Annotated in this window: 15 protein-coding genes; 7 read left to right on the forward strand and 8 right to left on the reverse strand. The window is 65.8% G+C overall.

The features are described 5' to 3' along the window. The first annotated feature begins 64 nt into the window (after nt 1-64). Together ARTH_RS24140 and ARTH_RS19655 are read left to right on the forward strand one after the other, a co-directional pair. On the forward strand, nt 65-214 hold the full coding sequence (locus ARTH_RS24140) for a hypothetical protein (RefSeq protein WP_198011525.1): 150 nt from the start codon (nt 65-67) through the stop codon (nt 212-214). Continuing rightward, nucleotides 211-1371: a N(5)-(carboxyethyl)ornithine synthase gene (locus ARTH_RS19655; RefSeq protein WP_011693703.1), complete on the forward strand. Its 1161-nt coding sequence runs from the start codon at nt 211-213 to the stop codon at nt 1369-1371. The genes ARTH_RS24140 and ARTH_RS19655 overlap by 4 nt, the downstream gene beginning before the upstream one ends. Here ARTH_RS19655 and ARTH_RS19660 read toward each other — a convergent pair. After that, a complete protein-coding gene (locus ARTH_RS19660) occupies nt 1304-2833 on the reverse strand; it encodes an MFS transporter (RefSeq protein ID WP_011693704.1) in 1530 nt (509 codons plus the stop codon). The genes ARTH_RS19655 and ARTH_RS19660 overlap by 68 nt on opposite strands. A gap of 133 nt (nt 2834-2966) precedes the next feature. Between ARTH_RS19660 and ARTH_RS19665 the strand changes: the two genes are divergently transcribed. Together ARTH_RS19665 and ARTH_RS19670 are read left to right on the forward strand one after the other, a co-directional pair. Beyond that, on the forward strand, nt 2967-3821 hold the full coding sequence (locus tag ARTH_RS19665) for a LysR substrate-binding domain-containing protein (protein ID WP_011693705.1): 855 nt from the start codon (nt 2967-2969) through the stop codon (nt 3819-3821). Nucleotides 3822-4050: 229 nt separating this feature from the next. Next, complete coding sequence (locus tag ARTH_RS19670) at nt 4051-4431, forward strand: hypothetical protein (protein WP_011693706.1); 381 nt, start codon at nt 4051-4053, stop codon at nt 4429-4431. A 150-nt stretch (nt 4432-4581) separates the two neighbouring features. Here ARTH_RS19670 and ARTH_RS19675 read toward each other — a convergent pair whose 3' ends face one another. Continuing rightward, nucleotides 4582-8109 (reverse strand): bifunctional proline dehydrogenase/L-glutamate gamma-semialdehyde dehydrogenase, encoded by a 3528-nt coding sequence (locus ARTH_RS19675; RefSeq protein ID WP_011693707.1) that lies wholly within the window; start codon nt 8107-8109, stop codon nt 4582-4584. A 311-nt stretch (nt 8110-8420) separates the two neighbouring features. Then, nucleotides 8421-9884 (reverse strand): amino acid permease, encoded by a 1464-nt coding sequence (locus ARTH_RS19680; RefSeq protein ID WP_011693708.1) that lies wholly within the window; start codon nt 9882-9884, stop codon nt 8421-8423. Nucleotides 9885-10025: 141 nt separating this feature from the next. On the opposite strand from ARTH_RS19680, the gene ARTH_RS19685 reads away from it, so the two are divergent. The 3 genes from ARTH_RS19685 (at nt 10026) to ARTH_RS19695 (ending at nt 12556) form a co-directional block, all read left to right on the forward strand. Further along, the gene (locus ARTH_RS19685) at nt 10026-10961 is read left to right on the forward strand and encodes a LysR family transcriptional regulator (RefSeq protein WP_011693709.1); all 936 of its coding nucleotides are present in this window, start codon (nt 10026-10028) and stop codon (nt 10959-10961) included. A gap of 98 nt (nt 10962-11059) precedes the next feature. After that, nucleotides 11060-11488 carry an aspartate 1-decarboxylase gene (gene panD, locus ARTH_RS19690; RefSeq protein WP_011693710.1) on the forward strand — a complete coding sequence of 143 codons (429 nt, stop codon included), beginning with the start codon at nt 11060-11062 and terminating at the stop codon, nt 11486-11488. Nucleotides 11489-11632: 144 nt separating this feature from the next. Further along, the gene (locus ARTH_RS19695) at nt 11633-12556 is read left to right on the forward strand and encodes an AEC family transporter (RefSeq protein WP_011693711.1); all 924 of its coding nucleotides are present in this window, start codon (nt 11633-11635) and stop codon (nt 12554-12556) included. 21 nt (nt 12557-12577) lie between these two features. Here ARTH_RS19695 and otsB read toward each other — a convergent pair whose 3' ends face one another. The 5 genes from otsB to ARTH_RS19720 form a co-directional block, all read right to left on the reverse strand. Beyond that, nucleotides 12578-15205, reverse strand: a complete 2628-nt coding sequence (gene otsB / locus ARTH_RS19700; protein WP_043430114.1) for a trehalose-phosphatase — start codon at nt 15203-15205, stop codon at nt 12578-12580. 168 nt (nt 15206-15373) lie between these two features. After that, entirely contained in the window at nt 15374-16474 is a 1101-nt protein-coding gene (locus ARTH_RS19705; RefSeq protein ID WP_043430116.1) for a PP2C family protein-serine/threonine phosphatase, read from the reverse strand. Between the two features lie 125 nt (nt 16475-16599). Next, complete coding sequence (locus tag ARTH_RS19710; RefSeq protein WP_011693714.1) at nt 16600-18711, reverse strand: hypothetical protein; 2112 nt, start codon at nt 18709-18711, stop codon at nt 16600-16602. Nucleotides 18712-18747: 36 nt separating this feature from the next. Beyond that, entirely contained in the window at nt 18748-19839 is a 1092-nt protein-coding gene (locus tag ARTH_RS19715; RefSeq protein WP_011693715.1) for a glycoside hydrolase family 130 protein, read from the reverse strand. 3 nt (nt 19840-19842) lie between these two features. After that, on the reverse strand, nt 19843-20787 hold the full coding sequence (locus ARTH_RS19720) for a carbohydrate ABC transporter permease (protein WP_011693716.1): 945 nt from the start codon (nt 20785-20787) through the stop codon (nt 19843-19845). Between the last annotated feature and the right edge of the window lies 1 nt (nt 20788).

A 20788-nucleotide genomic window follows, 5' to 3' on the forward strand; every position in this document is an offset into this window, starting at 1 on the left:
CATTAGGCGGCTACCTGTATCGTCAGAAGTCAGGAACCCCTTCGGTTCCGCTACAGGAGCAATCATGGCTGACAAGTCCCCGCGTCAAGCAGCATCCGCGAAATCCGGCAAATCCATCAAGGAAAAACGCGCCGACAAGAGGGCAGCCGCAGCGCCGCCGAGCTCCCTCGACAAGGCAACCGCCACCAAGGCAGCGAGCCCCAAAAAGAAGTGACCGGTTCCGCGAACCATCTCAGCCTCGGAGTCCTCGCCAGCACGCGCAAACCTGACGAACGCCGGCTCCCGCTCCACCCCCTCCACCTGGACCGCATCGCACCCGAACTGCGGCGGAACATCATCCTCGAACAGGGCTACGGCGAACGGTTCGGCGTTTCGGACACCCATCTGGCCTCCCTCGTGGGACGGATTGCCACCCGCGGCGAGATCATTGCCGACGCCGACGTCGTCCTGCTGCCCAAGCCGCAGCCGGAGGACCTCGCGGAACTCCGCGACGGCCAGGTCCTCTGGGGCTGGCCGCACTGCGTCCAGGACCGCGCCATCACCCAGCTGGCCATCGACAAGAAGCTCACGCTGATCGCCTTCGAGGCCATGAACCACTGGGCGGGCGACGGCGGCTTCGGCCTCCACGTCTTCCACAAGAACAACGAACTGGCCGGCTATTGCTCGGTCATCCACGCCCTTGCCCTCACCGGTTCCACGGGCGTCTACGGCCGGCGGCTCACCGCCGTCGTCATCGGTTTCGGGGCCACAGCCCGCGGTGCCGTCACGGCGCTGAACGCCCACGGCATCCACGACGTCCAGGTGCTAACCAACCGGGGCGTCGCCGCGGTGGGTTCGCCCATCCACTCGGTGCGGATCGCCCAGTTCGACCATGACGACAAGGCGCCGTTCCTCAGCCAGGTCATCACCGAACGCGGCAGGGTTCCGCTGGCGCCGTTCCTGGCCGAAAGCGACATCGTGGTCAACTGCACGCTGCAGGACCCCAACGCCCCGCTAACGTACCTGCGTGAAGAGGACCTCAGCGCGTTCCGTCCCGGCAGCCTGATCGTGGACGTTTCCTGCGACGAGGGAATGGGCTTCAGCTGGGCGAAAACCACCACGTTCGCCGAGCCCATGCTCACCGTGGGCGACCACATTGACTACTACGCGGTGGACCACAGTCCCTCCTACCTGTGGAACTCCTCCAGCTGGGAGATCAGCGAGGCGCTGCTCCCCTTCCTGGAAACCGTCATTTCCGGCCCCGAAGCTTGGGCCGGAAACGACACGATCGCCCGTGCCATCGAAATCCGCGGCGGAGAGATCCTCAACAAGGACGTGCTGCAGTTCCAGCAGCGGCAGGCGGAGTACCCGCACGCCCCTCTGGACGCGTAGCAGCCGGCCGGGGCGCCGGCCCTGAGGGCCCGCGCCCCGGCTTCTTTGCCTTCCGGCTGACTATCCGGATGAGGTGGTGCCGGTCCCTGAGGTTCACCTTGAGGGTCAGCTCACCGCGCCGGGCCAGTACGACGGCGACAGTCACCGCTGCCAGGACCGGCACCCCGCCGGAAACGAGGATGGCGGTGTGCGGGTCCAGGTGCTCGGCAATCCAGCCCATCATGGGACCGCCGATGGCCTGCCCGCCGATCAGCACCATGATGTACAGGCTCATGACGCGTCCCCGGATTCCCATGTTGGAACTGATCTGCACCAGCTGGTTGGCCGCGGTTAGGAACATCAGGCACCAGAATCCGGAGAGCACCATGGCGGCGCCGAACCACACCATGGACGGCGCCAGGGCCGCGAGGCAGAGCATCAGCCCGTACATTCCGGCACCCAGCACCACCGACCGCAGTCGCAGCTGCCGGCGGCGGGTGGAGGTGACAGCCCCGGCGAGCGCACCCAGCGCCACCAGCGCGTTCAGCAGGCCGTAGCCTCCGGCGCCGGCGTCGTACACGTTGTCCGCGAAGGCGGCCAGCAGCACCGGCAGGCTCATGGCGAAAACTGCGATGAACCCTGCCATCAGCCAGGGCCAGTAGATGGTGGGCTTGCTCAGCGCGTACTGTAGCCCCTCCCGGAGCATGCCCTTGCGCTTCGGCGCGGGCGCAGTGATGAACAGCTGGTCCTTGCGCAGGAGCAGCAGCATTGCCACCGTGGAACAGCAGGCCACGGCATTGGCGGCGAAGGCCCAGCCGGCACCCACCGCGGTCAGCAGGAGCCCGGCTAGTGCGGGCCCGATCAGGCCGCCCAGCTGGAAGGTCGTGGAGTTCACGCTGATGGCGTTGCGCAGGTACGTGGGGCCGACGAGTTCGTTGACGAAGACCTGCCGGGCCGGCTGGTCCAGCACGGTGACCAATCCCAGGACCAGGGCGATCGCGTAGACGTGCCACACTTCGATGCGCTGGCTCAGCGCCAGGACGGCAAGGGCGGCGGCAAGCACGGCGGCCACTGACTGGCAGAGGATGAGGATCTTCCGTTTGGGGAACCTGTCCGCCATCATCCCGCCCCACGGCCCCAGCACCAGCGACGGCATGAACTGCAGCGCCACGGTGATGCCGACCGCCGTGACGGAGCCGGATAGCTGCAGCACGAGCCAGTCCTGCGCGATCCGTTGCATCCAGAGCGCGATCACCGCGATGAAGTGTCCGATGGCAAAAATGCGGAAGTTGGGGACGCGGAGGGAAATGAAGGTGTGGCGCCAGGGCAGGCGTTCGCTGACGACGGCGATCGGCTGAGTGACGTCCCGCGGCTGCGGCAGGGTCTGCGGTGCGTTCTGCGGTGCAGTCTGCAGCGGCGGAGATGCGGCGGAATCGATGACGGGCTGGCTGACGGTTGCCGTGGAAGGCGGAGGGGGTGCCACAGGGAATCCTCAAAGGTGCGGGCGGGCGGGATACGTCCACGCTATGGTGGCCCGATGGGATTGTGGAAGCGTATTGTTCCTATAACTAACATTGCGAACCGCAATAGTCATTCCCCAGCCCCGCAGGAGTGCCATGTTTGAACCCGCCCAGCTCCGCTCATTTTTGGCGGTTGCAGAGACCCTCAGCTTCACCAAGGCGGCGGAACGGCTGGGGCTTGCCCAGCCCACGGTCAGCCAGCATGTGCGCAAGCTGGAAGCCGCGGCCAAGCGGGTCCTGATTGCCCGGGATACCAGGGACGTACGGCTGACGGACAACGGCGATGCCATGGCCGGCTTCGCGCGGACCATCCTTGCGGCCCACGATGCCGCGTCCCGCTATTTCTCCGGGTCCGCGATGCGCGGCCGGCTCCGCTTCGGGACGGCGGACGACCTCGCGATCACCGGGCTCCCCCGTATCCTCCGTGAGTTCCGCCAGATCTATCCACAGATCAACCTTGAACTCACCGTGGGCCAGAGCGATCAGCTCTACCGGAAACTGAATGCCGGCCAACTGGACCTGGTTTTCGTGAAATGGGTGGCCGGCGCCAAGGACGGAACGGTGGTCCAGCACGACGCCTTCGCGTGGGTGGGCCTGGAGCAGACGGTGCTGGAGCCCGGAGACCCTGTACCGCTGATCGCCTACCCGTCGCCCAGCCTCAGCAGGAAGCTTGCCATCGACGCCCTGGAATCCCGGGGACGGACCTGGCGAATCACGTGCACCACCCGGCAGATCAGCGGGGTCCTGGCCGCTGTTCGGGCGGGAATCGGAGTCGCCGTGATGCCGTCCTCGCTGGTTCCGGACGACCTCAAGATCATCACCCGCCGCTTTGACCTGCCTCCCGTGGGAGACGTCGACTTCACCCTGATCCGAAATCCCTTAGCCAATGCCGAAGTAATCGATGCGCTCACCCAGGCGATTGTAGGGCGCACCCTGAAGCGACCCGCCTAGGCTTTCGTACCTGTCGTTGGGTTAAGCCACTGGAGCTGACCAAGTAAGTAGGTAGTCGGGCCCGGGCAAGTGGTTATTCCACGTAAGTGATTGAAGTTATTACGTGCGTAAATTATGCTGAATTTTGTTAAAGGTTAAGCAGAAGCCGCTGACAACGATTCGATGACGAACCGTGTCCGCCCACGCTGCCTTGGGGCGCCTGACGGACAAAGTTCGGGATAGGCATGCTATGACGCCAACCACGAACCACCCGCATCTTTCAGTCTCAAATACAGTCCACTCCCTCAAAACGGTACGCCCGCTGGCGGTAGGGACGCACCGCAACACGCCGGCACACCACGAAACAAGCGCACACGCTGATCTGGTCAGTCAGCGCGAACCGCACCCCGCCGCCACCCTGGTGGACACCGAGTTTGTAGGCAGCCCCTACTGCGAACGCTGCGGGACGGATGAATTCATTTACCTGGAGACGTTTGTCCCGGCAAAGTACCGGCACGACGGCACGCTCCGGAAGCCGGGCGAAGTCACGTATTTCTGCACCGGATGCGAAGAATTTTCGGCACACTCGGTCCCTGCCTCGTGGGTGCCGCCAGGCTGGTACTTGGGCTAATAACGGTTGGTGCCGTTCACCTACACAGTTTCACGTCAGCAAATAAATCGCCGCCGTCAGGCACCCGAGGGTGCCTGACGGCGGCGATTTATTTCTGGCTGGAACCCGCACTGGCAAGGCGGCCCCCAACCCCTTGAGAAAAGAAGCCCCTTAGATCAGGCTGTCCGAGAGGTGGTTGGGCGTCCCGAACCGGTGCGCGGTGATGCTGACAGCCTGCTCGTGCAGGAACGGCAGCAGTTCCACGCGGCCGGCTTCGGTGACCCGGTGGGCGTAGATGGCCAGGTCCGGACGTCCACCGGTGGCTTCAGCCAGTGCCTTCGCGTCGCCGCCAAGAAGCCGGATCCGGCCGCCGGACAGCTTTCCGGCCTCAGCGAGCGTGGCTGCGGAAGCCAGCCACGCGGCGTCGTCCGCCACCGTGACGGTGATGTCCAGGGCGGCGAGCGCTGCCTGCAGCGGAGCGGGGAGCTCGACGGCGGTGGAAACCGTCAGTGCCGAACCGGCCAGGACGCCGGCGGCTACTGTCCTGACCAAGGCGGCCACCGGCTCGCCTTCGGCGAGGCGGACCGTTACCGGCAGGGAGCGGTAGCGGAAGATGTTCCGCTCCGCCCTCAGCCCGGAAACATCCCTGGCGGTGCCGAACTCTTCGGCCCAGGCAAGGGCGTCGGAGGCCAGGGCACGCTCCAGGGCTTCGACGGCGGGAGCGTCCAGTGAGCCCTTCGCGGCACCCAACACGCGGCGAACGCCGGAGTTGGTCACGGCCGCCGATGCTCCGCCCGCGGTGCTGGCTTTACTGACCCATTCGCCCAGGCCGACGAGGTAGTTGGGCCCTCCTGCCTTGGTACCGGCGCCGACGGCCGATTTCTTCCAGCCGCCGAACGGCTGGCGTTGCACGATGGCCCCGGTGATGCCGCGGTTTACGTAGAGGTTGCCGGCCTGGATGGTGTCCAGCCAGAGTCCCACTTCCTCGGTGCTGAGTGAGTGCAGGCCGGCGGTCAGGCCGTACTCCACCTGGTTCTGGATGGCAATGGCGTCCTCGAGGGTATCCGCCGTCATGACGCCGAGGACCGGGCCGAAGAACTCGGTGAGGTGGAAGTAGGATCCGCGGCGCACGCCGTAGCGGACACCCGGGCTCCAGAGCCTGCCGGTTTCGTCGAGCTTGCGCGGCTCAACGGCCCAGTTTTCGCCTTCGCCGAGGGTGGTGAGGGCATTCAGGAGCTTGCCGTTGGCGGGTTCGATGATCGGACCCATCTGGCTGGCGGGGTCTGCGGGGTAGCCAACCTTGAGTGAGGTGACCGCGTCGATCAGCTGGTTGTGGAACCGCTTGGAAGTGGCCACGGATCCCACCAGGATCACCAGCGAGGCGGCGGAGCACTTCTGTCCGGCGTGGCCGAAGGCGGAGTAGGCCACGTCCTTGGCGGCTAGGTCCAGGTCTGCGCTGGGCGTAACGATGATGGCGTTCTTGCCGCTGGTCTCGGCCAGGAGCGGCAGGTCCTTGCGGAAGGAGCGGAACAGTTCGGCGGTCTCGTAGCCGCCGGTCAGGATCACTCGGTCCACGGCCGGGTGCGAGATCAGCTGCTGGCCAAGCTCACGTTCGCCCAGCTGGACCATGGTGAGGACGTCACGGGGCACACCGGCTTCCCAGAGTGCTTCGATCATCACGGCACCGCTGCGGCGGGCCTGCTTGGCGGGCTTGATCACGACGGCGGAGCCGGCGGCGAGTGCCGCGAGGGTGGAGCCTGCCGGGATGGCCACCGGGAAGTTCCACGGCGGGGTCACAACGGTGAGGTTCGCGGGCACGAAGGTGGCGCCGTCGACGTCGTCGAGCCTTCGGGCGGACTCGGCGTAGTAGTGGGCGAAGTCCACGGCTTCGCTGACCTCGGGGTCGCCCTGGTCGATGGTCTTGCCGGTTTCGCTGGCCATGACCTCGAGCAGGTCCGCGCGGCGGGCCTCCAGGATGTCGCCGGCGCGGTGCAGGACGGCGGCGCGCTCGGCGCCGCTGAGGGCGCCCCAGGCCTTGCCTTTTTCGACGGCAGTGGCGATCACCGTGTTGAGGGTCTCAGCGTCCGTGATGGTGGCCGCTTCCACGGAGGCATTGCCCAGCGTGGAGGACGGAACGCGTTCCAGGATGGCCCGGCCCCAGTCGCGGTTGGCGGGCAGGGACGGGTCAGTGTCCGGAGTGTTCTCGAAGGAGTCATGCGGCATCGGCTCGGCCGGGAGGCTGCGGTTCTGCCGGCGGTTGGGGCCGGGGACTTCGTCGTCGAGCTCTGCCAGAGAGGCGAGGAAGCGCTGCTTCTCACGCTCGAAGAGCACTTCGTTTTCGGAGAGTTCGAAGACGGCGGACATGAAGTTGTCCTGGCTGGCGCCTTCTTCGAGCCGGCGGATCAGGTAGGCGATCGCGACGTCGAATTCGGCCGGGTGCACCACGGGCGTGTAGAGGAGCAGCGAGCCGACGTCCTTCTTGACCGCTTCAGCCTGGCCCTGCGCCATGCCCAGCAGCATCTCGAACTCGATGCCGGACTCCACACCGCGCTGCTTGGCGAGCAGCCACGCGAAGGCGATGTCGAAAAGGTTGTGGCCTGCGACGCCGATCCGGATGTTCTTGATCCGGTCCGGGTGCAGCGAGTAGTTGATGACACGCTTGTAGTTGGTGTCCGAGTCCTGCTTGGTGCCCCAGGTGGCCAGCGGCCAGTCGTGCAGGGAGGATTCGACCTGTTCCATGGGCAGGTTGGCACCCTTGACCACCCGGACCTTGATGGCGGCACCGCCGTGGGCGCGGCGCTCAGCAGCCCAGTCCTGCAGGCGGATCATGGCGGCGAGGGCATCCGGGAGGTAGGCCTGGAGCACGATGCCGGCCTCGAGGTCCTTGAATTCGGGCTTGTCCAGGATCCGGGTGAACACCGCGATGGTCATGTCCAGGTCCTTGTACTCCTCCATGTCCAGGTTGATGAACTTGGCCTTCTGCCCGCCGGAGGCGAAGGACGCGGCGCGGGCGAAGAGGGGAGTGAGCTTTTCGACGACGTGCTCCACGGCCTCGTCGAAGGCCCAGACCGAGTGCGGGGCGACGGTGGAGGACACCTTGATGGAGACGTAGTCCACGTCGGGCCGTGCCAGCAGGGTGTGGGTGCCCTCGAGCCGGCGGGAAGCCTCATGCTCACCGAGGACGGCTTCGCCGAGGAGGTTGACGTTGAGCTTGATGCCGTCCTTGCGGATCTTGGCGATGGCCGGACCAAGCTTGGCGTCCGTGGCATCGACGATCAGGTGGCCCACCATCTCGCGGAGCACCTTCCGGGCCGCCGGGATAACGACCTGCGGCAGGACGGGCGCCATGGTGCCGCCAAGACGGACGGCGCTGCGCATGTACCAGGGCAGGAACGCGGGAACCTTCGGGGCCAGTGCTGCCAGGTTGCGGGCGGCGACATGCAGGTCTTCCGGGCGGACCACGCCGTCGACGAAGCCGACCGTGAAGTCGAGCCCGTTGGGGTCCTTCAGCACGCCGGCGAGCTGTTCAGCGGAGGCGTCCACGGGAACCTTGGCGGCCTCCGTCAACCAGTGGCGCACCAGACCGATGGTATCCCCGGCCAGGGCCTGGGCCTCGGGTACGTGGGAACCGCCCGCGGGGGCCGTTTCGGTGACCGTCTTTCCGGCGAGGACACCGGGCTCCGTAGAAATATGGGTCATGGCTAACACTCGTTCTTTCCGTTGGTGAGGACCTTCTTTCCACCAGTATGAGCCTGCCGTAACTTAAGATAAAGCGACGTTTTCTGAGCAATACAGGTTAGAAAATCCGATGATTCTGAATCCCGCCCGAACGTTCGGAAACCACCCGGACCCTCTCTCACTTCCTGCCCCTTTCTGACGGACCCTCTCTCACTTCCTGCCGGAAACGACGAACCCCCTCCCACCGGGGTGAGAGAGGGTTCGTCGATATGGCACCGGATCTGAGAGAGCGTCCGGTTGTTTGTGGCAGGAAGCGAGCGGGCTTTGGGTGGCTACGCCAGGGGGCGGTGCATCTCGACGGCCTCTTCGTGCCGTGGACTGTCCGGGTTCATCAGGGAATGCTTGCGGCCGTAGCCGAAGTAGATGACCAGCCCGACCACGAGCCAGATGCCGAAGCGCAGCCAGGTTTCCCAGTGCAGCTGGAACATCAGGAAGGCCGAGGCCAGCACCCCGAATGCGGGAACCAGGGGCATGAAGGGCAGCCGGAAGGCGCGCGGAGCGTCCGGCTTCTTGTAGCGGAAGACGATCACCGAGAAACAGACCACCACGAACGCGGCCAGGATGCCGATGTTGGTCAGGTCTGCGACGGCCTTGATCGGGAAGACGCCTGCCAGCAGGGCCGAAGCAACACCGGCGATCCAGGTGACGCGCTGCGGAGTGCCGTGATGGTCCGTCTTGGAGAACCAGCCCGGGAGCAGGCCGTCGCGGCTCATGGAGAACCACACGCGGGTGACCCCGAGGAGGAAGGTCAGCATCACGGTGAGGATGGACAGCACCGCGAACACGGAGATGATGGTGGCAATGACGGGCAGGCCGACGCCGGTGAACGCGGAGGCGAATCCGGCCTTCGGATCGATGTCCTTGTAGTTCTGCATGCCGGTGAGGACCAGCGTGGCCGCCACGTAGAGCAACATGGCGATGATGAGCGAGAGGATGATTGCCTTCGGCATGTGCTTCTTGCCATCGGTGGCTTCCTCTGCCGCGGTACTCATAGCGTCGTAGCCAAAGACAGCGAAGAACACGGTGGCCGAACCAGCCAGCACCGGGCCGAAGCCGCTTGGCATGAACGGGTTGTAATTGTTCGTGTCGATGTAGAAGATGCCCAGGCCAATGATGAACAGAATGAGGACAACCTTGATGGCCACCGCCACCAGTTCAAACCGGCCGAACGCCCGGGTACCGCGGGACAGGATCCAGGTCACGATGAGGCAGACGACGATGGCCGGGATGTTGACGATTCCGCCCTTGCCCTCGTCCGGGGTGGATGTCATCCAGACGGGCATGTGGACCCCGATGCCGGAGAGGAACGCGTCAAAGTAGCCGGAAATACCAATGGCCACGACGGCCACAATGGCAATGTACTCAAGGAGCAGGTCCCAGCCGATGAACCAGCCGATCACTTCACCAAGGGCCACATAGCCGTAGGTGTAGGCCGAGCCCGCACGTGGAATCATGCCGGCAAATTCCGCGTAGGACAACGCGGCGGCCGCAGAGGCAAGGCCGGCTATCAGGAAGGAAAACAGCACCGCCGGCCCCACGCCCGGCTCGCTTTCGCTGCCGTGGGCGACGAGGCCCGCCAGGGAGAAGATGCCGACGCCGATGATGCCGCCGACGCCGATGGCCGTCAACTGCCACAGGCCCAGGCTTTTCATCAACCCGCTGTGTTTATTTTCTTCTTCTATGTCGTCAATAGGCTTACGCCGCATGATCGACTGGGCTAAATCTTTTGTGCTCATCAGGGACTCCTGCTTAGATGTGGACCCATCAATCCGCCCTGTGATGGGGGTAACTCAGTCTGTTTAGTATGCAAGCCCAATTGCATTAGATAAAGTGAATTCTCCTAATTAATATTCATTAGATTTAGCGAAGGAACAGCGATGCTCGACGTCCGGCGGTTGAGGCTGCTCCGTGAACTCAAGATCCGTGGAACCTTGGCCGAGGTGGCGGATGCCCTCCAATACAGTCCCTCGTCGGTTTCGCAGCAGCTGGCACTGCTGGAGAAGGAGGCCGGGGTGCAGCTGCTGCGCAAGACCGGGCGCCGGGTCCAGCTGACACCGCAAGCCGAAGTCCTGGTAGCGCACACTGCCCACCTGCTTGAAACGCTGGAACAGGCCGAGGCCGATCTGGCCGCCAGCCTGACCACAGTTTCCGGAACGGTCCGGATAGCCGTCTTCCAGTCCGCCGCCCTTGCACTGATGCCGGGCACCCTGACCCGGATGGCGGCGACTTATCCTGAAGTCAGGATCGAGATGGTCCAGCGGGAGCCGGAAACGGCGTTGCATGAAACATGGGCCCGGGACTTTGACCTGGTCATCGCCGAGCAGTACCCCGGCCATGCCGCCCCGCGCTACGCGGAACTGGACCGCCTCCGGCTCACCGGGGACGCCATCCGGCTGGCCGTACCCGGAGCGGACAAGGGCATGCCGCCCGTCCGCTCGCTCGAAGACACGGCGGACCTGGCCTGGGTGATGGAGCCCCGGGGTGCGGCGTCCCGGCACTGGGCTGAACAGGCCTGCCGCAGCGCGGGTTTCGAGCCTGACGTCCGGTACGAAACGGCGGACCTGCAGGCGCAGATCCGGCTGATTGAGTCCGGCAACGCCGTGGGCCTGATGCCCGATCTTGTCTGGACCGGCAGGGAAACGTCGGCGCAGCTGCTGCTGCTGCCCGGCAACCCGCACCGGACCGTCTTCACGTCCGTGCGGAGGTCCAGCGCCAAGCGGCCCGCCATCCTCGCCGCCCGCGAGGTACTGGCCGTCACAGCCGACTCGATTGCCCCCGCCGGCCCGGTGCCGCCGGAGGCCAAATCCGCGTGATTCCCGGGGAAAACAGCGCGACGGCGGCCCTGCGGTCACGGCGGGAAGTTCCCTACGTCACAGCGCGGAAGGGCGCCGGGCGTTAGACTGGGCACGTTATGAATCGCACAATGTTTAAGTCCAAAATCCACCGGGCCACTGTCACGCATGCCGATCTGCACTACGTGGGGTCGGTCACCGTTGACCTGGACCTGCTGGAGGCTGCGGACATTCTTCCCGGAGAACTCGTGGCGATCGTTGACGTCACCAACGGGGCGCGGCTGGAGACGTACACCATCGCCGGAGAGCGCGGTTCCGGGGTTATCGGCATCAACGGCGCGGCTGCTCACCTGATGCACGAGAATGACATCGTCATCCTGATCACCTATGCCGAGATGACCACCGAAGAAGCCAAGGCCTACACGCCCAAGGTGGTCCATGTTGACAAGGACAACAAGATTGTCCAGATCGGCAACGACCCCGCTGAAGGGCACACCCGCGGCCTCATGCGGCCGCCGTTCGCACTCAACAACTCCGCCCTGAACTAGGCCCCCTCCCCCGGAACGGCCCCGTCCGGATGCCGAGATCCTGCCCACAATCCGGCTTCAGGCTGAATAAATCTGATTAGCTGGGATCGTGAACGCCGAACCCCACCCGCCCGGCCTGCCAGGGAAACCGCCAGGGACGTCCGGGTGCTAGGCGTTCTCGCGGGCTTCTTCGTGGTGTGGTTCATCATCCTGGTGGGCATGTTCGTTGGCCGCCGGAAGGTGCTGGGAGAAAACGCCCGGTCCGTGCTCAGCGCGCTGACATTCTTCGTGGCGAGCCCTGCGCTCCTGTTCGAGACGCTCAGCAAGGCCAAGCTCCACGATGTCTTTGCCGCTCCCCTGCTGGTGACCGCCGCCGGCGCGATGGTCACGGCCGCAATCTTCTTCGTGATTGTCCGGTTCCTGCTGAAACGGACCGTGCCCGAATCGCTGATGTCGTCCATGAGCGCGTCCCTGGCGAACTCCGCCAACCTGGGTATTCCCATTGCCGTGTATGTCCTCGGCGACGCAAGCTACGTTGCGCCGCTGCTGATCTTCCAGCTGGCCTTCTTTACCCCGCTCTTCCTGATGGCCCTGGATGCCACCACCAGCTCACACCGGACCACGCCCGCCGGCTTTGCCCTCATGATCCTCAAAAACCCGATGATCGTGGGTTCCGCACTGGGCCTGGTGGTGGCGGGAACGGGATGGCAGGTGCCGGAGCTGGTCATGCAGCCCATCCACCTGATCGGCGGTGCGGCCATCCCCGCCATGCTGATCGCTTTCGGCATGAGCCTGAACGGGTCGCGGCCCCTCCAGGCAGATACCGGCCGCCGCATCGACGTGCTCCTGGCTAGTACGTTCAAACTCGTCATCCACCCCGCCATCGCCTATCTGGTGGCGCGGCTGATCGGCATGGAGGGGCAGGCCCTCTTCGCCGTCGTCGTGACGTCCGCACTGCCCACTGCGCAGAACGTTTTCGTCGCGGCCAGCCGCTACCGGACGGGCATCATCGTGGCCAAGGACACCGTGCTGGTCACCACGGTGGTGGCAGTACCGGCCATGATCTGCGTGGCCCTGCTCCTTACCTAGGCCCGCACCCCGGCCAACGCCTTAGTTCTTCTGGTGCTGGTCCAGGATCCGGGCGCAGCGGATGAAGCCCAGATGGGAGTAAGCCTGCGGGTGGTTGCCCAGATGGGTTTCGGTCCCGGGATCGTATTCTTCGGGCAGCAGTCCGGTAGGGCCGAACAGGTTTACCAGCTGGTCGAACAGGTCCCACGCCTCCTCGATCCGGCCCACCGCCACATAGGCCTCGATGAGCCACGTGGTGCAGATGTGGAAGCCGCCCTCCAAACCCGGCAGCCCGTCGTCGTACCTGTACCGAAAGACGGTGGGTCCCACCCGAAGCTCCCGCTCCACAGCGGTGACGGTGTCCAGGAACCGCTGGTCGTTCACATCCAGCAGGCCGGACAGGCCGATGTGCAGCACCGCGGCGTCGAGGTCGGGGCTGTCGTACGCAACGGTGTAGGACGCCGCACCGTCATCCCAGCCTTCGCGGAGGACTTCCTCGCGGATGGTTGCGGCGGTGGGTGCCCACTCGGGTTCCGGCGCCCTGCCGTGCCTGGCCGCCGTGCGCAGCGCCCGGTCCAGGGTTACCCAGCACATCACCTTGGTGTAGACGTGGTGCCGGGGTGCGCGGCGCGCTTCCCAGATCCCGTGATCGGCCTCGTGCCAGCGGGCCATCACGGCGGAGGCCATTTGGATCATCAGCTCCCAGTGCGAATCCTCCAAAGTGCCCTCGCGCTGACTCACCGCGCAGATCAGTTCCGCGATGGGCCCGAACACATCCAGCTGCACCTGGTGGTCCGCGGCGTTGCCGATCCTGACGGGGCGTGATCCCGCGTAACCGGGCAGACTTTCGATGATGGCCTCAGTGGACAGCGGCGCCCCGGTGACCGAGTACAGCGGGTGCAGCCATTCCGGTCCGGGGGCGTTGTCCAGGATCCGGCCCAGCCAGCGCAGGAACCCATGCGCTTCCGTCGTGGAACCCAGGTCCACGAGCGCATTGACGGTCATGGACCCGTCCCGCAACCAGCAGTAGCGGTAGTCCCAGTTCCGGGTGCCGCCGATTCCTTCCGGCAGCGAGGTGGTGGGGGCGGCCAGGACGGCGCCGGTGGGTTCGTGCACCAGTGCGCGCAGCACCAGCGCCGAACGGCGCACCAGCGACGGCTTGACGCCCGGCAGGTCCAGGTCCTGGACCCACCGCCGGGAGTGATGGGCGACGGCGGCGCGGCGCTCGGTTTCGCCGCCCACCCCGGCGTGAGTTGGCTCGGTGTCGCCGCAGCGCAGGTTGAGCACCACGGGGCCATTCCGCAGGTTGACGTCCGCGGTGGCAGTGGCATGGCGGCCGTCCGAAGTGATGGAAAAGCTGACGCCGGGAGCCAGCAGGATGATCGGGTCGGACGTGCCCACCACGTGCAGTTCCTCGCCCCGCGCCTCCATGCTGAACGGGGCGTTGGCGTAGTCGGGCCGGGGCGCGAAGACGATCCGGGCGGCGCCGCTGCCGGACAGCACGCGGACCAGGCTCGTGATCCCGTCCGGGGCCGGCTCAAGATAGTCGGTCACGGTGACGTCAGCCCAGCGGGTTTCCACGATCATGGTGCTGTCCACATAGCGCTGGCCCAAGACCTGGGATGCCTTGACCGGTTCCACCGAGAAGTGGCCCGCGGCGTCGCCGCCCAGGATATGGGCGAACAGGGACCCCGAGTCCGGCAGCGGGTGGCTCATCCAGCAGACCTTGGCTTCGGGCGTGATCAGCGCAGTGGACGAGCCGTTGCCGATCATCGAGTGGCGCTCCAGGCCAACGGCGTCCTCCCCGAAAAGCCAGGCCCGCCGCAGTTCGAAGAGGATGGCCAGGACCCGCGCGAAGGACTCGGGGTCCCGGAGGCGGTGGGTGGCCGCAGTGGGGCCCTCCCCCACCTTGATGCCCATATCCGGGCCGCGCAGGGTGGCCATTGCCAGTTCGTCGCTGGAAGCGTCGCCGGCATAGAGGGCGGCACTCACGCCCAAGCGGGCGCGCAGGTGCTCCAGCGCATCGGCCTTGGACGGCTCCACCACGGAAAGGTCCAGCACGGAGCCGTCCACGATGTAGAACAGGCCGTGGGCGCGGGCCACCTCTTCGGCCTTTTCCAGCACCTTGGCAACAATCGCGGTCGAGGCCGGCCGGGTGTGTACGGACACCGCAACGGGCTTGCGCTCGATGCTGATCCCCTTGTAGGCGCCGATCGTTTCAACGAGGGCCTGGCTGGCCTGCTGCAGCACCGATTCGGTGGCCAGGGACAGGCCGTGGGCGAAGCCCATGTCGAATTCGGCGCCGTGGGAGCCCACGAGGTGCACCTCCGCCGGAAGCCTGGAAACTGCCGCCAGGTCCCGCAGCGACCTGCCGGAGATGACGGCCGCGTGGGTGTTGGGCAGTGCGGCAAGGGCCCGGAGAGCGATCGCGGCGCTCCCCAGCGGCAGGGTTTCGGTGGAGATCCCCTCCGCGTCGCAGAGCGTGCCGCCGTAGTTGCAGGCCACCAGCAGCCCGGGAGTGCGTGCGAGGATCTTGAGTTCAGCGAGCAGGCTTGGCGTGAGGCCGTCGTCGGCTGCATCGGACTGAACAAAGGCGCGGAGCAGGCCGAGCGGCAGGGAGCGCGTTAGGAGGGCAGAATCGGCCACGGACTGGTTGAGCGGAGTAGGCACAGGCGACGTCCTTCGGATAATCCCCAATGATGAGAAAAGTCCGGCGAGGGACATACCCCCAGTCTCCGATGCCGTCGTTACACCAGAATATCCCTGTCATTGCGGGAATGTAACGTGTGTGCGGCCCCCATTCAGGAAGGCGGCGCGGCAGCTACCGTACCCGATGCACTACAGCGCCCGTTTCAGCACAACCACAGTGGCGTCATCGGAAACATCGCGGCCCGAGGCCAGCTCAAGGACGGCGTCGCAGGCAGCCTGCGCGCTGGCGCGGCCGGAAACGGTGCCGGCCACGACGGCCGTGAGGACCTCGACGTCGGGGTAGACATCCAGCAGGCCGTCGCTGACCACCGCCAGGCAATCGCCGGGCTCCAGCGAAACCTGGTGCGCATCCCACTCCTGGTCGGGCCATGCTCCCACCGGTGGTCCGCTGGTGAGCAGCCGTGAGCAGCTTCCGTCCGCCCTGATGTGGAGCGCCAGGCCGTGGCCGGCGTCCAGGTACTGGAGGATCCCGGTGGCCGCGTCAAGCCTGGCGTGGAAGAGCGTGACGAAGGACGCGGACTGTTCGAGGTCGGCTTCCAGGATCCTGCCGGCCGAGCTGAAGGCCTCACTCAGCGGCGTCCGGTGGGCCACGGAGCGCATGACGGCGCGGACTGTGGCGGCAATCAGCGCGGCGCCCATGCCTTTGCCCATCGCATCGGCGAGCGTCATTTGCAGGCCGCCGTCGCTGGGGTACCAATCGAAAAAGTCGCCGCCCACATTTCGGGAGGGCCGGAAGGATCCTGCGATGTCGAACCCGTCAAGGGACAACCCCTCCGCCGGCAGGAGGCTGCGCTGGACTTCGACGGCGCGTCGCAATTCGTCCCTGGCTGCGGCCTCGTGGACGGCACTGGCGCGCGGCCTGCGGAACAGGGCGGTGATCCGGGACGCGAGTTCGCGGGGGCTGAACGGCTTGGTGAGGTAGTCGTCCGCGCCGGTGTCGAGCCCGGTAAGGCGGTCCAGTTCCTCGCCGCGGGCCGTGATCATCAGGATGTAGGCATCGGAAAACTTGCGCAGTTCGCGGCAGACCTGAACGCCGTCGATGTCCGGCAGGTTGAGGTCCAGCGTCACCAGTTCGGCGCCCTCCCGCTGCATCAGCTCGACCCCGGCCCGCCCGGTGGATTCGGCGGACACCTGGAAGCCCTGCTTGGTGAGAATGTGGACCAGCAGTCCGCGGATGTCGTCATCGTCCTCAATGACCAGGGCGCGGCGTACCTCCGGCTCATCAGTCATGCCCTTATTAGACTCCGTGCAGGCTGGTGTTGTCACATCGGCCTCAGCCGGATCTTCCTGTCACACGGGTGCCGGGCCGCTTCACGGCCCGGTGCCGCGACGGCACCGGACCGCAACTGCCGGATTTAGTGCCCCAGGAACGTCACCATGGTGAAGCCCCCGGGCGCTACCGTCACGCGCCCCGACCGCGTGCCGGCGTCGTTCTTCGCGCCTGCGACCGGCTGACCGGAAGAATCATACTGGCGCTGGACCATGGTGCATCCGTCCGGAATGTCCACCTCCTTCACGGTTGTGGACCCTGCCGCGCTCACATAGAGGGTGGAATCGCCGCCGGCCCCGGACACCGACACCGTGGAGATCTGCGGCTGCAGGAGCAGTGCGTCCAGCGCAACGTTTCCATTGGTGGTGCCGACGACGGCGGTCAGCCCGGCGGACAGCGCGCGTTTGAGGGAGTAGGGGAAGAGGATGCCCGGGGCATCCGTGATGCCCTGCTCCCCTGCCCCGCCGTTTTCCGTGGTGCCCAGCGGGCCCTTGGCGGACGTCCAGGCGGTGCTGCCGGACGGGGCTATCCCCCGATTCACGATGGGGTAGATGTTATGGGGCTGGTCGGAGGCCGGGAGCGGAATGTCCAGGGAGGCACCGGCCTTCAGGTCCACGTAGGCGCCGCCGGAGAGGTTTGCCTCACCGGTCCAGGCGGAGGACGGCCTGACCACGGTTCCCTCGCCGGTGATGGTGCCCGATTCGGCTTCCACCACGCTGAGGCCCCGTGTGGACACCGTCCGGTTTATCCCCACGGCAGCCGACTTCAGCGCCGGATCAGCGTCCAGCGCCAGCATGGTGAGGAGGGCGTGGATGGTGGATTCCGCACCGGAGTTGGGATTGACCCGCCCGTCCGGCTCTATGCCGTCGATCGCTGTTCCCGTGGCGGGGTTGTAGGCCGGGGCGCCGCTGGGGTTGGCTCCGAAGAACCAACCCGCTGTGACCGCGGCAAGGTCCAGCAGGCCCGGCGCATCAGCGGCCCGGGCTGTGGCCACGAGACTTTGGACCCGGGAGTCCACGCCGTAGGCAATTTGTGCTTCGCCGGGCGTCGGACTCCAGGCGTTGTCCGGTCCGCCCGCTGCGAGGAGTTGGGGTGTGAACTGGGCGGTGTCCTTGACTGCCGCTTCAAGCAGCGCTGGTTGGTCGAGCACTTCGGAGGCGGTGGCGACGGCGGCGGGGGCCATGCCGCCCCAGGCGTGCCAGAGCGTCTGCGATTTGTTCCAAGGCATGATGGCGCCAAAAGGCCACTGGCTGGCGGAACCCGAGGACATTGCGGCCACGCCTTCGCTAAGACGGTCCAGTGCCGTGGCCGCCAACTCATCGCCCGGAACGGAGCTCACATAGGAGGAAAGTCCCAGCACGGCCTCGGCCGAGGCGTCGGCGCCGCCGGCGATGAGCCATGCCGGCACCTGCACGCCGTCCGCGGTGTCATAGGTGCCGTACTTTGCAAGGGACTGTTTGTTGAGCGAGCCTAATGCAAGGTGCAGCCGGTCCTGCAGGAAACCGGCGAATTCGGGATCGTCGTCCTGGAACGCCGTGAAACCCTCACCGAGTGCCCATACGGTGCGCGCAAGCCAGTATGACTCCGCCGAGTCGGAGGGGTCCGGCAGTTCCACCGGTTTGGCGCTGGGGGTCAGGCTTCCGTCCGACTGCTGCCACAGCACAACGTTGCCTGCGTTCGGGCCGTCCGTGGTCTGGAGGAACGTCAGCGAGCGCAGGGCCTGGAATGCCCGCTCCTTGCTGGCGGGATCGCCGGTCTGCTGCCAGTGCCGCAGATAGACCACCGCGGTACGTGCGATGTCATCGGCGTTGTAGGCGCCCTGGGTCCAGTGTCCCGTGGCGGGGTCGAGGTCTCCGCCGCCGACGCGTCCGTAGCTTCCGTCCGCTTCTTTGTCGGCGTAGGTCCACGGCGCCTGGGCGGACGGCATCTCGTCCAGCTTGTAGGTGGTGTGGCCCGCCACCGGGGTGAGCGGGACAGTATCCATCAGGAAGTCCAGGTGTGCTGTGTTGGTCAGCGGCCCCCTTTCGGCCGGGGCGCCGGGGCCGGCCGGGACCGGCGCGGTCAGCGCCGGTCCGGCTTCCGTGGCGGGTCCAGGTGCCGCGGAGGCCGCACCCGCTCCCACCAGGAGCATCGACGCGGCCACAGCGATGGCCAGCGGTTTGGTTCGTGCTTTCGAGCGGACATCGTTGTTCGTCATCGGTACTCCTGGTGGGGGTGGTCAGGCGGGCTGGTGCTAGTTGGCCGGAACGCGGTCCAGCCTGGCCACGCCGATCTTCGAGTCGGCCATGCCGTAGAACACGAACAGCTGGCCGTCCACTTCCTCGATGGCGGTGGGGAACACCACGTTGGGCACGATGCCGGAGATCTCGTCTTCGGTTTCCGGTGCCAGCAGCGGCTTGTCGCTGCGGGCAATGACCTTGCTGGGGTCACTGGCGTCCAGGATCATGGCGGCCGCGGTGTAGTTGACCTTCTGCTGGTGGTCGAACGCGGACTTCTCCAGGGCACCGGCCACACCGTGGTGGATGAGCAGCCAGCCTTCATCGACGCGGATCGGCGCGGGACCGCCACCGATCTTCAGTTCCTCGAACGGGAACTCGCTGAGGGCAACGAGGGTGTGCTTGCCCATGTGCACCAGGTTGCGGATGTCCTTTTCCACGTCTTCCACGGCCACGTAGGAGATCCAGATGCCGGGTCGGTTGTCCGTCACGCCGGCGGGCAGGTGCTCGCCTTCGCCGTCACGGATCCAGCCCAGGTCCCACATGGGGCGGTGCAGCATCGCATAGGAGGGAATGCCATCAGGGTCGTTGACAGGTTCCGGGAAGAACACGGCGTCCTTGTTGGGAAACAGGTTCAGGTCCATGGAGAGCTCGGCCTTGTATTCGAAGAAGCACGGGCCCAGGCGTTCCCAGCTGCGGAGGTCCTCGGAATGCGCGAAAGCGAGCCGCGGGCCCAGCGGACCGTAGGCGACATAGGTCATCAGGTGCTTGCCCAGGGAGGGTACCCAGGTAGTGCGGGGGTCCTCGGTACCGGCGTTGTTCAGGCCGCGTTCCCAGCCCTCGTCCGGGGCGAGCACTACGCCTTGGCGTTCCACTCCGGTGGGAACGCCGTCTTCGATGACAACCTTGGCCAGGCCGACGCGGGATACATTACCCTTGGCGACGAGCCGGGGCAGAAGGTACAGCTCGCCGTCGGGGCCCCGGCCGCTGGCGGGGTTGAGGACGCCTTCCGCTTCAAAGTCGTTGCCCTCTTCCGGGGACATGATGACCCCCGCGCGGGTGAGGGTGAAGGGAACGGTGGGGAGTGCGGAAGTGTGGGGGGAAGTCATTGATTAGCCCTTTACGCTTGATCCGATATTGGTGGAAATGAACTGGCGCTGGAAGAAGATGAACAGCGCGATGGCAGGTGCCGCGAGGACGCAGGCGCCGGCGAGGATTGCACCGAACGGGTTGGAGGCCGTGGCGGCGACGTTGGAAATGTAGTTGGCGAGGGACACCGCAAGCGGCTGGATGGACGAATCCTTGGTGACAAGGAACGGCCACAGGAACTCGTTCCACGGACCGATGAAGGTCAGCAGCACAGCCGTGACGATTGCCGGACGCACCAGCGGAATGGCGATCTGCCACAGGATCCGCAGTTCGGAGGCACCGTCGATCCGGGCGGCTTCAAACAGCGTCGACGGCAGCTGCATGAAGTACTGACGGAAAACGAAGACGGCGGTGGAGTTGATCGCGAACGGCAGGATCATGCCGATGTAGCTGTCCGCCAGGCCGTAGTCCCGGACGATCATGACGTACAGCGGGATGAGCAGCAGCTGGAACGGGATCATCTGCACGAGCAGCATCATGCCGAAGACGAATCCCTTGCCGCGGAAATGCATCTGTGCCAGGGCGTAGCCCACCAGGAGGCCGAAGACCACGGTGAACAGGATGACGCCGCCGGTGAAGATCCCGGAGTTGACCAGGCCTTTCAGCAGGTCGATGGAACCGTTGATGTTGGCATAGTTCTCGCCGGTGAGGTTGGCCGGGTTGGGGAATGCACCCGCCACTGAAGTGTCCGGAGACGTCTGCAGCGAGCCGATAAACATGTAGTAGAAGGGGAACAGGAATACGAAGGCGCCGACGGCCAGCAGCACGAAGCTGCCAACGCCGAGGTTCCTGCGCTTTTCAACTGTGGAACCTCCGCGGCCGGAAGGAAGAGCGCCCGGCAGCCCGGCGTCGTCGTCGTTCTTTTCGTTTTCGTTGTTGGCGGCGGTCGCCGCGTCGATGACCGACATG

It is taken from the genome of Arthrobacter sp. FB24 (genome assembly GCF_000196235.1).
In the GTDB taxonomy this organism is placed as follows: domain Bacteria; phylum Actinomycetota; class Actinomycetes; order Actinomycetales; family Micrococcaceae; genus Arthrobacter.

Excerpts from the sequence above, each read along its gene's own strand:
- ARTH_RS24140 (WP_198011525.1), top strand. The coding sequence starts at position 65 with ATGGCTGACAAGTCCCCGCGTCAAGCAGCATCCGCGAAATCCGGCAAA.
- ARTH_RS19665 (WP_011693705.1), top strand. The coding sequence starts at position 2,967 with ATGTTTGAACCCGCCCAGCTCCGCTCATTTTTGGCGGTTGCAGAGACC.
- ARTH_RS19670 (WP_011693706.1), top strand. The coding sequence starts at position 4,051 with ATGACGCCAACCACGAACCACCCGCATCTTTCAGTCTCAAATACAGTC.
- ARTH_RS19675 (WP_011693707.1), bottom strand. The coding sequence starts at position 8,109 with ATGACCCATATTTCTACGGAGCCCGGTGTCCTCGCCGGAAAGACGGTC.
- ARTH_RS19680 (WP_011693708.1), bottom strand. The coding sequence starts at position 9,884 with ATGAGCACAAAAGATTTAGCCCAGTCGATCATGCGGCGTAAGCCTATT.
- ARTH_RS19685 (WP_011693709.1), top strand. The coding sequence starts at position 10,026 with ATGCTCGACGTCCGGCGGTTGAGGCTGCTCCGTGAACTCAAGATCCGT.
- panD (WP_011693710.1), top strand. The coding sequence starts at position 11,060 with ATGAATCGCACAATGTTTAAGTCCAAAATCCACCGGGCCACTGTCACG.
- ARTH_RS19705 (WP_043430116.1), bottom strand. The coding sequence starts at position 16,474 with ATGACTGATGAGCCGGAGGTACGCCGCGCCCTGGTCATTGAGGACGAT.
- ARTH_RS19710 (WP_011693714.1), bottom strand. The coding sequence starts at position 18,711 with ATGACGAACAACGATGTCCGCTCGAAAGCACGAACCAAACCGCTGGCC.
- ARTH_RS19715 (WP_011693715.1), bottom strand. The coding sequence starts at position 19,839 with ATGACTTCCCCCCACACTTCCGCACTCCCCACCGTTCCCTTCACCCTC.
- ARTH_RS19720 (WP_011693716.1), bottom strand. The coding sequence starts at position 20,787 with ATGTCGGTCATCGACGCGGCGACCGCCGCCAACAACGAAAACGAAAAG.